General features: G+C 32.7%; 12 protein-coding genes. 8 read left to right on the plus strand and 4 right to left on the minus strand.

Translation table 11 applies throughout. The annotated features are described in order from the left end of the window. Positions 1-12: 12 nt before the first annotated feature. The 4 genes from MKS83_RS11135 to MKS83_RS11150 are packed head-to-tail and all read left to right on the plus strand — an operon-like array spanning position 13 to position 3,733. Entirely contained in the window at positions 13-990 is a 978-nt protein-coding gene (locus MKS83_RS11135; protein ID WP_240579761.1) for a hypothetical protein, read from the plus strand. Beyond that, the gene (locus MKS83_RS11140; protein ID WP_240579762.1) at positions 987-1,925 is read left to right on the plus strand and encodes a glycosyltransferase family 2 protein; all 939 of its coding nucleotides are present in this window, start codon (positions 987-989) and stop codon (positions 1,923-1,925) included. Before MKS83_RS11135 ends, MKS83_RS11140 begins: the two co-directional genes overlap by 4 nt. Next, the gene (locus MKS83_RS11145) at positions 1,922-2,893 is read left to right on the plus strand and encodes a hypothetical protein (RefSeq protein WP_240579763.1); all 972 of its coding nucleotides are present in this window, start codon (positions 1,922-1,924) and stop codon (positions 2,891-2,893) included. The genes MKS83_RS11140 and MKS83_RS11145 overlap by 4 nt, the downstream gene beginning before the upstream one ends. 3 nt (positions 2,894-2,896) lie before the next feature. Next, the gene (locus tag MKS83_RS11150; protein ID WP_240579764.1) at positions 2,897-3,733 is read left to right on the plus strand and encodes a glycosyltransferase family 2 protein; all 837 of its coding nucleotides are present in this window, start codon (positions 2,897-2,899) and stop codon (positions 3,731-3,733) included. Here MKS83_RS11150 and MKS83_RS11155 read toward each other — a convergent pair. Further along, positions 3,730-5,784 carry a glycosyltransferase gene (locus tag MKS83_RS11155; RefSeq protein ID WP_240579765.1) on the minus strand — a complete coding sequence of 685 codons (2,055 nt, stop codon included), beginning with the start codon at positions 5,782-5,784 and terminating at the stop codon, positions 3,730-3,732. The two genes, MKS83_RS11150 and MKS83_RS11155, sit on opposite strands and share 4 nt — an antisense overlap. Positions 5,785-5,919: 135 nt before the next feature. Between MKS83_RS11155 and MKS83_RS11160 the strand changes: the two genes are divergently transcribed. After that, on the plus strand, positions 5,920-7,071 hold the full coding sequence (locus tag MKS83_RS11160; RefSeq protein ID WP_240579766.1) for a glycosyltransferase: 1,152 nt from the start codon (positions 5,920-5,922) through the stop codon (positions 7,069-7,071). A gap of 15 nt (positions 7,072-7,086) precedes the next feature. On the opposite strand, the gene MKS83_RS11165 is transcribed toward MKS83_RS11160, so the two are convergent. Both MKS83_RS11165 and MKS83_RS11170 read right to left on the minus strand, forming a co-directional pair. Further along, on the minus strand, positions 7,087-8,301 hold the full coding sequence (locus tag MKS83_RS11165) for a glycosyltransferase family 4 protein (protein ID WP_240579767.1): 1,215 nt from the start codon (positions 8,299-8,301) through the stop codon (positions 7,087-7,089). Positions 8,302-8,327: 26 nt separating this feature from the next. Further along, positions 8,328-9,149 (minus strand): DUF6492 family protein, encoded by an 822-nt coding sequence (locus MKS83_RS11170; protein ID WP_240579768.1) that lies wholly within the window; start codon positions 9,147-9,149, stop codon positions 8,328-8,330. Positions 9,150-9,538: 389 nt separating this feature from the next. Here MKS83_RS11170 and gltX point away from each other — a divergent pair, with 389 nt between their 5' ends. Both gltX and MKS83_RS11180 read left to right on the plus strand, forming a co-directional pair. After that, the gene (gltX, locus tag MKS83_RS11175) at positions 9,539-11,044 is read left to right on the plus strand and encodes a glutamate--tRNA ligase (protein WP_240579769.1); all 1,506 of its coding nucleotides are present in this window, start codon (positions 9,539-9,541) and stop codon (positions 11,042-11,044) included. Positions 11,045-11,092: 48 nt separating this feature from the next. Further along, on the plus strand, positions 11,093-12,049 hold the full coding sequence (locus tag MKS83_RS11180) for an acetyl-CoA carboxylase carboxyltransferase subunit alpha (RefSeq protein WP_100376887.1): 957 nt from the start codon (positions 11,093-11,095) through the stop codon (positions 12,047-12,049). Between the two features lie 68 nt (positions 12,050-12,117). Here the strand turns inward: MKS83_RS11180 and MKS83_RS11185 are convergent, their stop codons facing one another. Beyond that, the gene (locus tag MKS83_RS11185; protein ID WP_240579770.1) at positions 12,118-12,813 is read right to left on the minus strand and encodes a DUF6759 domain-containing protein; all 696 of its coding nucleotides are present in this window, start codon (positions 12,811-12,813) and stop codon (positions 12,118-12,120) included. A gap of 144 nt (positions 12,814-12,957) precedes the next feature. Between MKS83_RS11185 and tsf the strand changes: the two genes are divergently transcribed. After that, a complete protein-coding gene (tsf, locus tag MKS83_RS11190) occupies positions 12,958-13,782 on the plus strand; it encodes a translation elongation factor Ts (RefSeq protein ID WP_100376889.1) in 825 nt (274 codons plus the stop codon). Positions 13,783-13,896 lie beyond the last annotated feature (114 nt).

Consider the following 13,896-nt stretch of genomic DNA (forward strand, 5'->3'; position numbering starts at 1 on the left):
TATTTTTGTGATATGAAAATTTGTTTGATTAGTTTTGATTTTTGGCATTATGACGAGCATATCGTTAATAAGCTCAAAGAAAAAGGCATTGAGGCATACCACATCAACATTGGAGCTTTCACTCACAAAAATTTTGGAGCAAGAGTAAAAAATACCTTCAGTAAAGTTTTCTTAGGCAAAAATCTCAAGCACGGAAAAAGACAAAATTTCATTATAGAGTCTTTGCATAAAATAGGAAAGCAGGATCAGATTCTTGTCATTAATCCTGAAGCTATTGAAGAAAGGGTTCATAAAGAGATCAGAAAATATGCAAAAAGAAATATTGCTTATCTCTACGACAGTATGTCTAGAAATCCGGCCGAACATATTTTACATTTTTTTGATACCGTTTTTTCTTTTGATGATGAGGATGTAGCAAATTTTGGGTTTCATAAAATCACGAACTATAATTATCTGGAATTCTGTCCTGCAAAAAAGCAGCATCCTAAGCTTGATCTTTTCTACATCACATCGTATGATACCCATAGATTGCAAAGACTAAACGTATTGATTAACAAAATAAACCAACTCAATATCTGTTTCAAGACAATTGTTGCCGGAAAAAAAAGCTGGAAAAAGAAAATTACCCAGATAATTGATCAGAAGAATATTGACATTATTACATTCAGAACCAAGAATATTCCCCAACAATCTTTGCCTAAGCTTTATAAAAATACAAAAGCGATTCTTGATCTTCAACGAAATAATCAAATGGGGTTAAGCTTCCGTATTTTTGAGGCAATGGCACTGGAAAAAAAATTCATTACAGATAATATTACCATAAAAAATTACGATTTTTATAATCCTAATAATATATTAATTCTGAATGATGATTGCAGTAATATTGAAAAGTCATTTTTTGAAACAGAATACCAAAGTATTCCACAGGAAATCTATTATAAATATACACTCGATCATTGGATAAATACGGTTTTTAATCTGAATAAATGACAAAAATATCTGTCGCAGTCTGTACTTATAATGGCGAAAAATTTCTTCGTCAGCAAATAGATTCTATTTTAAATCAAACGCTTAAAGTAGATGAAATTGTTGTATGCGATGATGGTTCAACAGATAAAACATCCCGAATCTTAGGCGATTATCAAAAGAAATTCCCCGAAATATTCAGGATTTACATTAATGAAAAGAATTTACGAAGTGTAAAGAATTTTGAAAAAGCTGTTTCTCTGTGTACCGGGGAGATTATTTTCTTAAGCGATCAGGATGATGTTTGGGAAAAGAATAAAGTAGAGGTTTTCAATACATTTTTCACGCTGAATAAGCAAATTGATGTTCTTTGTTCCAACGGACACATCATTAATGAAAATAATCAAAAGCAGGATCTGTATACTGTTTGGGACGTTCCGGAATTTTTATGCATAAATAAACGAGAAATAGATTATTTTAAAATTTTTGCAACAATCGGCAATTTTGCGACAGGAGCAGCAATGGCTTTGAGAAAATCTATTTTACCTCAAGTTCTGCCTTTTCCCAATATTGAAGGACTTCACCATGATGAATGGATTGCACTTACCTCATCAGAACAAAAAAAGTTCGCATTTCTAAACGAAAAACTTTTCTCTTATCGTATTCACAATGAACAACAGGTGGGAGGAATATCTTATCCGAAAAATGAGGCTTCCAAAGAAAAGCTGATCAATAGATTTGACTATAATAAAAAAGCCAAAACATTTAGGGATTTTAAAATAAAATTCAGAACCCTCAATGATAAAGAAAGAAAATTCAGCAGTTTTCTGGAGAAAAACACGGATCCGAAAGTTAAGCGATTTGTAGAAACAGTTCAAAAAGAAAGACAGGTCCTGGAACAAAACCTAAAATCTGAACATTTCTTATTTTCTCTCTTTTTTAAATATTTTTACCGATGAGCAGAATACTTATCATTATGCACAACTATGCAGGAATTTCAGATCTTATCAAAAGAAACTTAAAGGATCTGCACTATGATAATGTTGATTTCATGTTATATTCTGAAGAAAAGTTCAGATATAAGAATCTAGGGGAAAAACTGACTAATCTTTACCGGAAAATTTTTCTAGGTGATAAAAAATATAAAGAAAAACTCAGAACTTCATTTATAGAAAATACGCTTCTTCAAAAAGCCAGAAACCTTCCGGAATATGATACAATTTTGATGATGACTACCGAGTTTTTTTCGGACGAATTCATAAGTGTCATTAGAACGAAAACTAAAAAACTCATCGGTAATCATTGGGATGGACTCAAAAGAACGCCTAACATTTATCCCAAGTTAAAGTTCTTTGATAAATTTTTCGTATTTGATCCAGACGACGTTGATGAACAAAAAAACATTTTCTTCCTCACCAATTTCTTTTTTACTTTTGAAGAAACAAACGATTCGGCTAAGATTGAAAATGATGTTTTCTACATCGGGACTTATGTTGAAGAACGTTTTAAAGCTCTAAAGAAAATTTCAGAAAATTTAAGCCTGAAGAAAATTTCACAGAAAATACTTCTTTTTAGTTGGGATAAAAGAGAGAAAGACGGAGAAATTGTTTTTACTAATGATTTTCTAACTTATGATGAAAATATCAAATGGGTAAAAAGTTCGAAAGCTCTTTTAGATTTAAAATTAAAGGAACATAATGGACTTTCGTTCCGTTTTTTTGAGGCCTTAAAATATGAAAAAAAGATTATCACGGATAATCCACATGTGAAAAATTATGATTTTTACAGAAAGGAAAATATCTTCATTATTGGTGAAGATTCTGAGCGTGAACTTAATAATTTTATTGAAACATCTTACTTTGAAATTCCTTTGGAAATCAAAAATAAATATAACTTTGAAAGCTGGTTCAAAACACTAACTTCTTAAGATATGAGCGAGAAAATTTCCGTCATTATTCCTTATTACAAAGGTGAAGACTATATTCATGAAACGCTTAAGAGTGTTTATGATCAAACTTACCAGGATTTTGAAATTATAATCGTAAATGACGGCTCCGATCGTACTCTATTAAATTCGATTGAAAGCAATGAAGCTTTTAAAAATCTGAAAATCATCCATCAGGAAAACCAGGGACAGTCTTCTGCAAGAAATAACGGAGTAAAGCATGCTTCGGGAAAATATCTTCTTTTTCTGGACTGTGATGATATCATCGACAAAACTTTTCTTGAAAAGACCCATAAGATCCTTAAAAACAAACCTGAAATCAGAGTCTGCTACACCAAAGGTAAATTCTTTGAAAAAACAGATAAAGAATGGGTTCTTCAGCCATTTAATACATTTGATTTTTTAATTGAAAACTGCATTCCTATCACAGCGCTTATTTATAAAGAAGATTTTGAAAAAGTCGGCGGATTTGATACAAAATTAAATTATTACGAAGACTGGGATTTCTGGATCTATTTAATTGAAAAAGGAGCAAAAGTCTATAAGATTGAAGAATTTCTGTTTTTTTACAGGATCAGAAACACGACCAATTCTTTGACAAACACGAGCATTGACAACAGCTCAAAGCTTTCTGATAATTTTTTTGAAATTTACAAAAAGCATTATACTTTTTACAAACAGAATGGGCTCGATTTTCATTCAATTATGAGCCTTATCCGTGAAAATAAAAAGTATAAAGCCAAATATTATAATGAATGGTACAGAAAGCTTATGTATAAGCTATTCAAACCGAAAAAATATCAGAGGATTTATAAGAACTAACCTTTAAAGCCAAGATATTCCAACATTTTCTTTATATTTTCCTCCTGAGTTTCTATAGAGAATTTAGATAATGGCTGTAAGCTGTTTTCATGCAGAGTTTTCCAAAGATGTTCATCATTATACAGTTCCAGGATTTTATCTGCAAAATTCTGTGGATTTTCATCGGAGATCAAAGCGGTTTTCCGGTCTTCCAGACTCATACCTTCTGCTCCTATTTCTGTAGTAACTACCGGTAACTTAAACTCCAATGCCTGTCCGATTTTCCCTTTCACCCCTGCTCCGTAACGAAGCGGTGCTACGAAAACCCTTGCATTTTCAAACCAGTGATCAACTGATTTCTGATAGCCCAAAATCTGGAATTTATCCGAATGGTATTTTTGTTTTAAATCTTCTGGGAAATCCGGGCCTAAAATAAATACCTTAATATTTTCATTCTTTTTCCAAACCAAAGGCATAATGCTCTCATGTAAAAATTTAACCGCATCAATATTTGGTAAATGATTATATCCACCGATGAACAATACCCCTTCTCTTTTTGAAAAGTCTACAGCATTAGCATTTACAGGTTTATGAATGTTGCTTACTGTGAAAATTTTATCAGATTTTACTCCGTTTTTAGAAACTGTATTTTTTTCTTCGTCACTTATGGAAAGAACCGCATCAGAAGTGTTCATTCCAAAATATTCTTTTTCTTTGAAGAATTTTATTTCTTTTTCTCTTTCTTTTGTTACCAGGTCAATATAGCTGTTCTCCCTTTCCATTCTAAGATAGTGAAGATCAACCATATCATACACAATTTTCTTTCCTGAAATTTTATTTTTGATCTGGCTGTACCAATGATCAAAACCGATAGGGCGGAAAATCCAGATAATATCAACGTAATGGATCGCTTCTTCAATCTGATCTGCAACTTTTACAATTTTATCTTTTGGAGTAACATAATCCATACAAACCTGCACTCCAATTGACCTGAAAAATTTCACATAAGGACGGTCAGTGGATTCTTCAAAGTGCTTTACTGCCAAAATAATTCTGTGTCCATTTTTCTGGAGAATCTTCACAATTTCCAAAAATCTTCTGGACCCTGAATCCTGATCAGGTTTTGGCATATTTTCTTCCAGAAAAAGGAAATTCGGCTTTTTGAAATGGGTATTGTAATTGATTTTTCCATCTGGTAAAAATACCTCATTGGTAAAATAATTATCCCATTTTTCCAGAAAAGCGCTCCTGTCTTTTATAAAAAATTCTTTTTCTTTATTAGGAATATTTTCAAAATGAACAATTTCTGAAAGAGGTTGATAATAAGTATCTAGTTTTTGCTCATTTTTCAGCCTAAGACACAAATCTGCAACTCCGGAATCAACAGATACAAAAGCTTCATCCAGAAGATTAAGATTACCTTCCGTATTTATCCTGCTAAATAATAAACTGTTTCCAGAACAGCAGTCTACTTTTCTCAAATAATCATATTGAGGAGCATCAATAGCTTCTGCTCTACCAATATTGACAATTCCAGATTTTTTAAAAATAAGGCATCCTGCTTCTTGTAATGTATTATTTGGCGAAACATTTTTTGAGCCTACCGCTCCGACATTTTCTTTTGTTTTAAAAACATCTAATATACTGGATAAACAATACTCCTGAATCTCAACATTACTGTTCAACAAATAAATGTACTCTCCTTTTGCAGACTTTACACCTTTATTGATATTTTGCGTAAGATCAGCATCTTTATCACTATTAATAATTACGATTCCGGGAATTCTGTCTAAAAACTGCAATGTATTTTCCGGACTTTCATTATTGATAATAATAATTTCTTTAGAAATATTTTTATCATACTGTTCCAATGTATAAAGGCAGTTTAAAGTTTGCCTGATTGAGCCTGAGAAAAAAATTACAATGGAAACTTCGGGGTTTTTCTCGATTTCGAAATTAAAAGAATAGTTTTCAAAAAATTTTATTTCAAAATTATTAATCTTAAGTTTTCTTTTATTTTTAATAAAATTTCGATCCTTTATTTTATTTTTAAAAAATCTTTTAATTCCCATTTTTAATTTATTATTTTGTCGTGCCTTTATTTTTTAGGAAAACGAAATTAAGCATTTTATTACAAATTCCTTAGAGAGAAGTTTTTCTAAAATTAAACCAAAAGCAAAAGGTAATTTGAAATTATAATAAATATCATGAACTTTTCCGATAAAAAGCTACTTTTCTTTTTTCCTGAAAATCCATTTTCAAAGCGTGCTGGAAATGTTTTACGCTGCTATACTAATCTGATTCAGCTAAAGTCATTGGGTTTAAACATCGATCTTGTAGGTGTAGAGGATTACTATAAAAGTTTCGGAGATTCTTTTGAAAATATGGCTCCTGAAATCATTGACAATATCTTTGTTCTGAAAACCAGCCCGCCGAAGAAAAAACTAACTTTTGAATATTGGAAATATAAGTTTCTGAAGAAATATGGAAAAAAAAATCCTAACCAATACCTTACTCATTTCTTAAAAGATAATTTCAGAACAGTTCTTGCTCAGGAAAAGTATGATTATATTGTAATTAATTATGAATACTGGACAGATCTTATCCGAGGTCAGGACTTAAAAGGAGCAAAAACAATTATCGACACGCACGACTGGATTACCTTAAACGAATTTTACAATAATGCAACTATTGATTTAGGCAAAAAATTTGGTGAGGAAATCAGCAATCTTTCGTTCTATGATAAAGTAATTACCATTTCCCAGGATGAATATTTTATATTTAAAAGTCTCCTGGGTGAAAAAGTGATTAATATCCCACCAAGTTTTCCGGAAAATTTTGATGATATGGGCCAAGAGAAAAAATATGATTTAATCTTCGTGGGTTCTGATAATCCTTTCAATGTATTATCAATTCAATGGTTTGTTGAAAAAGTTCTACCCTTGCTTTCCGAAAAAATAAGGATTTGCATTATCGGAAGAATTTGTAAACATGTTCCTGATCATCCCAATATTGAAAAGCTTCTTTTTGCAGATGATCTTAAAACATATTATCATGCAAGTAAAATAGCAATTTGCCCGATGCTGAAAGGAACCGGCATCAAAATTAAAGTTGTAGAGGCATTATCTTTCGGATTACCCGTTGTAGGAACAGAAAAAGCGATTGATGGTTTTTTAGACAAAAAAAATAACGGCTGTTTGGTAAGTGATGATGAGAAAGAATTTGCAGAAATAATCAATCATATTCTTAACAATGATTCAGATTATTTAAAACTAAAAAATGAAGCCACTGAATTTTTCAAACAAAATTTCTCAGAAGAAAAATCTTTAGAGCTATGGCAAAAAACATTAAGCCTGTAAGCTTTTAAAATAAACTTAGGAGCAGGTAATTTTCTCATAAATTTTGATGAGGTTATCTGCACTTTTCTCCCAAGAAAATAATTTTGAGCGCTCCAAACCTTTGCGGGTGTATTCTTGTCTAAAAGAATCATTTTGATACAGCTCCAGCATTACTTTACGAAGTGAGTCTCCATCTTTGGGATCGAGCATAATCCCTGCATCTCCCACAACTTCAGGTAATGATGAAATATTGGAAGTAACCGTTGCAACACCACACTGCATCGCTTCCAGAGGTGGCAAGCCAAAACCTTCATACAAAGACATATAATAAAAGGAATGCGCATGGCTGTACAAACTTGCCAGATCCTCATCAGGAACCCTTCCGGTAATAATGATTTTATCTTTTAATTCATCGGCATTGTTGTACTGTTCAAAAATCTTATCATAGTCCCAACCTTTTGCCCCTACAAGAACCAGACTTAGATCATCAATTTTGTTTTCTCTGACGAACTCAAGAAAGTTTCGAATAACAAAATCCACATTCTTCCGAGGTTCTAAAGTACCTACGCTAAGGAAATATTTATCCGGTAAATGATATTTCTCTTTAATACCCTTGAATTTTTCAGCATTTTCACAAACATAAAACAGTGATTTTGATGCCGCCAATAAATTGACAAAAACATGATTCGGGTTCAAATGAGGAGCATATTTCAGCAGATCTTTTTTAGTATTCTCAGATACACAAACCACATAATCGTCTTTATGTATACTTGCAATAATTTCCTGAATGAAGCTAGATGTAAAATGCAGTTCGGGGAACAGAATAGGAATCAGATCATGAATAGTAACCACATTTTTTAAATTCGGAAACTTTCTGACTTCTTTATTAATAGGATAATAAAAAGAATGAAAAATTTCAGCTTCTTTAAAAACTTTAAAATTTGTATTTGCGAAATGGGAGACTCCCAATTTTTTATATAGCTTCCTGAATAACTTTTCTTTTCTGAGAGGTAAAAATTTTCTTTTACCCCTATGATTCGCCGCACTAATTTTAATGGAATTCTCATCAAAAAAATTGTTCAATTCATTAGTGGTCGTTTCATAATTAAACAGGCTCAGATGAGCATAAAAAGCTTCTATTGAATTATTTTCACTCAGTGCCTTAAAAAGTTCGTAGGTTACACGAAAAATTCCGGTACGGTTATCTTTATAGAAGTCAGCAATAACATCGGCATCTAAAATTACTTTCATTAATTCCGTAGAGTTTTATTCTATATTTATAATTTGATTTTTTTCTGGTACCATTTCTGTTCACGGTTCCAATTTGATTGAAGAACAACTCCAAGATAATTCTCTTTAATAGATTCTCTGGCATGTCCTTCTTTTATAAAATCATGAAACTGTTTCTTATAATGGAACACCTTAAATAATGGTTCTTTTGGGAAAAGAGGTATAACTCTGCTTTTCAACAGCCACTCTCCATACCATGTAAATTCACTAGGAAACTCATGGATCAGATCAGGATAACTGATATTATTTGCATCTAAATAATTCTCCTGAAAATCTTTCCATACTTTGTTGGACCATATTGTCGGAGAAGGGCCATAGTCATAACAAATCCCTTTACGCCCCACTTTATCCATTATTCTTCCGCTTATATCTTCAAAATACTTTTTAGGGTCATCTTTAAAATGTTTCCGATTGATGCTCAGCCAAGAAAACATCTCTTTCTGTTGATGAATGATCGTATAAGGAACATCATCCTGAATAAAATCTGAAAGGTAAAAATCTTTGATAAAATAAGAATCAGAATCTAAACAAACATAGTTTTCTGTGATATTAAGTCTGTGGAGTTGAGATTTGATAATTTGCTGATATTGCCAAGGATCTTTATTTTCATAATCAATAATCTCGCTGTCTTTTATGATATCAAAAAGATCTGCCTGTAAATTCTGCTTAAAGAAAGTATGATCCTCATCATTTACAGAAATCAGAAGTTTGATGTTATCCTTATTAAACAGATGAATTGAATCAATCAATTTAACACATGATTCAAAATCATTCCTATACGTTTTTATGAATAATAACAGCTTTTCCATTTAGATTATTTTCTATCGTAGTCGTCTTCAATTCTCACAAAATCATCCCCCGAAATAAGTTCCTGTTTGTAATAAAAACAACAGGCCTATCTGAAAGATTCATCATTCTATGCTTTCCTCCAAGAGGAATAAAAATACTTTGTTATAATTGGGCTGACCTGAGATAATATTTCTCCCAAGCTCTATCTCCAATTTCTAACATAATTCATATTTTGTAAAAATTTTTAGCGAAAGTACTCAAAATACTTTTTCAAAGCTAAAATTGGCATTAAATTTTGCTTATTTACACTATTAAGTCAATTAATTAAATAATTCTCTACATTATAATTATCATATTCCTTATATAGTCCCTTCCATTTTCTTAAATTTGCACCAAAATTTTAATTGAAATGGAGAAAGTAAGAGTACGTTTTGCTCCAAGTCCTACAGGACCTTTGCATTTGGGAGGCGTAAGAACCGCATTATATGATTATCTTTTTGCCAAAAATCAGGGTGGTGAATTTGTATTAAGAATTGAAGATACGGATACCGCAAGATACGTAGAAGGAGCAGAAGAATATATAGAAGAAGCTCTTGAATGGTGCGGAATCATTGCTGATGAAAGTCCTAAAAAAGGGGGAAAATTTGCTCCATACAGACAATCTGAAAGAAGAGATATTTATGACAGATATACAGAGCAGATCTTAAAAACAGATTATGCGTACATCGCTTTTGATACTGCTGAAGAACTGGATGCCATCCGTGCAGAATATGAAGCAAGAGGTGATGTTTTCTCTTACGATAATAAAACAAGAAACCGATTGAGAAACAGCCTTGCTCTTTCTGAAGAAGAAGTTCAGAAATTACTGGATGAAAAAACACCGTATGTGGTAAGATTTAAAATGCCTGTTGACAGAACTTTAAATCTAGAAGACATCATCCGCGGAAAATCGTCTGTTAATACAAATACTTTAGATGATAAAGTTTTGGTAAAAAACGACGGAATGCCGACTTACCATTTTGCCAACATTATCGATGATCACGAAATGGAAATTTCTCACGTCATCCGTGGTGAAGAATGGCTGCCTTCTTTAGGCTTACATACTTTATTATATGAAGCAATGGGATGGAAAGCACCTCAGTTTGCTCATCTTTCATTAATTTTAAAACCAGAAGGAAAAGGAAAATTAAGCAAAAGAGACGGCGACAAATTCGGGTTCCCGGTTTTCCCGCTGAACTTCACGGATCCTGTTACTGGAAATGTTTCTAAAGGATACAAAGAAAGCGGATATCTTCCGGAAGCGTTTATTAATATGGTTGCTTTATTGGGCTGGTCTCCTGCAGATGATAAAGAAATTTTATCCCTGGATGAAATGGCAAAAGAATTTGATTTAAATAAAGTTCACAAAGCCGGAGCAAGGTTCAGTAAAGAAAAAGCAGAATGGTTCAATCACCAGTATATTCAGAAAACATCTGACGAAGATTTATTGAATATTCTTAAAAATTCAGATTTAAACCTTACTCTTTCTGATGAGAAATTATTAAAAGTAATCCACCTGATGAAAGAAAGAGCAACTTTCCCTAAAGACATTTATGAAAACGGGAAGTTCTTCTTCGAAGCTCCAACGTCTTATGATGAAAAAGCTTCAAAAAAAGCATGGAATGATGAAACTTCCGCAATTTTAGGGGAATTGTCCACAAATTTGGAGGGAGCGGACTTTAATACTGAAAACCTGAAACAGATTGTTCATGACTTCGCTGAAAACAAAGGATTGGGGATGGGTAAAGTGATGATGCCTTTACGTTTAGCGTTAGTAGGAGAACTGAAAGGACCTGATGTTCCGGACATCATGGAACTTCTTGGAAAAGAGGAAACTATCTCCAGAATAAGCAATGCTATAAATAATTTTAAATAAAATTACCATATTTTTCATACATTTGAAAGATTTAATTTACTTCAAGAAATGGAATATTTAAGTTTCGAACTTCCTATAAAAGAATTAATGGATCAATATCAAACTTGTTCTTTAGTAGGAGAAGAAAGTGGTGTTGATGTAAAATTAGCATGCAGCCAAATTGAGGATAAGATTTTAGAAAAGAAAAAAGAAATCTATGGAAATCTGACTCCTTGGCAAAGAGTACAACTCTCCCGTCATCCGGATCGTCCTTATGCTTTAGACTATATCAATGGAATGGCAGACAAAGGCAGTTTTTTAGAACTTCACGGTGACAGAAATTTTGCTGATGATCCTGCAATGGTAGGAGGCTTAATCACTCTTGACGGCCAAAGAGTAATGATTATTGGAACTCAAAAAGGGAGAACAACTAAAGAAAGACAATACAGAAGATTTGGAATGCCCAATCCTGAAGGATATAGAAAAGCTTTGAGACTGATGAAGCTTGCTGAAAAATTCCAGATTCCTGTAGTAACTTTAGTAGACACACCGGGAGCTTACCCAGGATTGGAAGCAGAAGAAAGAGGACAGGGAGAGGCAATTGCCAGAAACATTTTTGAAATGGTTCAGCTTAAAACCCCGATCTTTACTTATATTATCGGAGAAGGAGCCAGTGGTGGAGCATTAGGAATTGGTGTCGGAAACAAGGTATACATGTTGGAAAACACGTGGTATACGGTAATTGCACCGGAAAGCTGTTCTTCAATTCTTTGGAGAAACTGGGACCATAAAGAAGATGCTGCCAATGCGCTGAATCTTACTCCAAAAGATGCTTTAAGAGAAAAATTCATTGATGGAATCATTGAAGAACCACTTGGAGGAGCACATTATGATTCGGAAACAACTTTTCTGAATTTGAAAAACTCAATTTTACAGAATATCAAAGCGTTTTCAAAATTCACAGGACAGGAACTTGAAACCCAAAGACAGGATAAATTCATTGCAATGGGGCAATTCAAAGGTTAAAAATATAAAAAGGTTAAGAAAAATTTTCTTAACCTTTTTTATTTACGATTTTATTCCTTCTTATTCTTTTATTCCCCTATATTTAGAGCGATCTCAATATCTTTATCTATTTTCTTTGCAGTAGTATATGGTGAGTCACACACTTTAGTAGACAGCTGATAATCTCCTTTATCTACCATAACATAATTTTCACTTCTTGCAGGAATAGTTAAACTATAATTTTTCTTACCGCTTATTTTCATCTCCATATTACATTTTGATTTATTTTTAACATTCACATACGCTTCTTTATCGCTAATGTCATTATTAAAAAGATGTGTCAGTAAAGCCGCAGTTTTCTTTCCGTGTTCATCAGGTTCAGATTTTTTACTCGTCCCGCCTACGCTTGCATAATTTACCGTTCTTGCCGGAGCTGCAGATTTAAGACTAGTATTTGATGCTAACGATTTATTAACATCCGCTTTAGGAGCGACTTTTTCTTTTCCTACAGATGCCATCATAGGTTTAGATTCGGCAGGAGAAGGCGTCGCCATAATAATATCCATTAGTTTTCTCTTGAAATGGTCTGTTTTAGGATGATTAGGATTCTGTTTCAAAAATCCGGCAATTACCCTGGCTTCACTGCTATTTTCAGCATCGGCTTCAGTATAGATAATAGCCGTTTCTTTTTCAACAACAGCCTTTGTTTTAGTTTTTGCTTTCTTTTTTTGAGAAAACCCTAAAGAAAAAACGCATAATAATATAAGAAGAAATATTTTTTTCATTAACCAAATATTTAAAAAATTATTAAATAACTAAATAACGTGAAAAGTCATTTTTTAGTTTATCATTAAAATCATTATCTTTGCACTGCTCAAAAATAAACTAAAATTTAATACGAATCTTTAAATAAAAAAATAATAGATATTATGTCTTATACACCAGCTGCTGCAGACGTAGCAAAATTAAGAAACCAAACAGGTGCAGGTATGATGGACTGCAAGAAAGCTCTAGTTGAAGCTGAAGGAGACTTCGAAAAAGCGGTAGATATCCTTAGAAAAAAAGGACAAAAAGTTGCTGCTAACAGAGCTGACAGAGAATCTACTGAAGGTGCTGTAATCGCAAGAGTAAATGAAGATAACACTTTAGGTGCAATCATTTCTTTGAACTGCGAAACTGACTTCGTTGCTAAAAATGAAGCTTTCATCGAGCTAGCTTATGAATTAGCTGAAATGGCTATCACTGCTGCAACTAAAGAAGAATTATTGGCTACAGATTTCCACGGAATTACTGTTGCTGAGAAATTAATCGAGCAAACAGGAGTTATCGGTGAAAAAATCGAGATCGGTGCATTTGAAAGAATCGAAGGTCCTTTCTTAGGAGCTTATATCCACGCTGGAAACAAAATCGCTGCCATCACTTCTCTTTCTGCTAAAGTAGACGGGGCTGATGAAGCTGCTAAAGCTGTTTCTATGCAGGCTGCTGCAATGAACCCAATTGCTCTTGACGAAACTATGGTTTCTCAGGAAACTATCGATAAGGAATTAGAAATCGAAAGAGAACTTCTAACAAAAGAAGGTAAGCCTGAAAACATTATCGAAAACATCCTTAAAGGTAAAATGCAAAGATTCTACAAAGACAATACTTTGGTACACCAATCTTTCATTAAAGACCCAAGCATCTCAGTTGCTGACTATGTAAAGTCTGTAAACGGAGATCTAAAAGTAACAGGATTCAGAAGAGTAAGTTTATAATTTATTCTTTCAATCTAAAATATAATCCCGGTGATTTTTCATCGGGATTTTTTATTCCACAATTGCAGGATTTTATTGATTATTAAATAATCATTAAATATTTAACAATATCAA

Origin of the sequence: Chryseobacterium sp. Y16C, assembly GCF_022488405.1 — a bacterium.
In the GTDB taxonomy this organism is placed as follows: domain Bacteria; phylum Bacteroidota; class Bacteroidia; order Flavobacteriales; family Weeksellaceae; genus Chryseobacterium; species Chryseobacterium geocarposphaerae.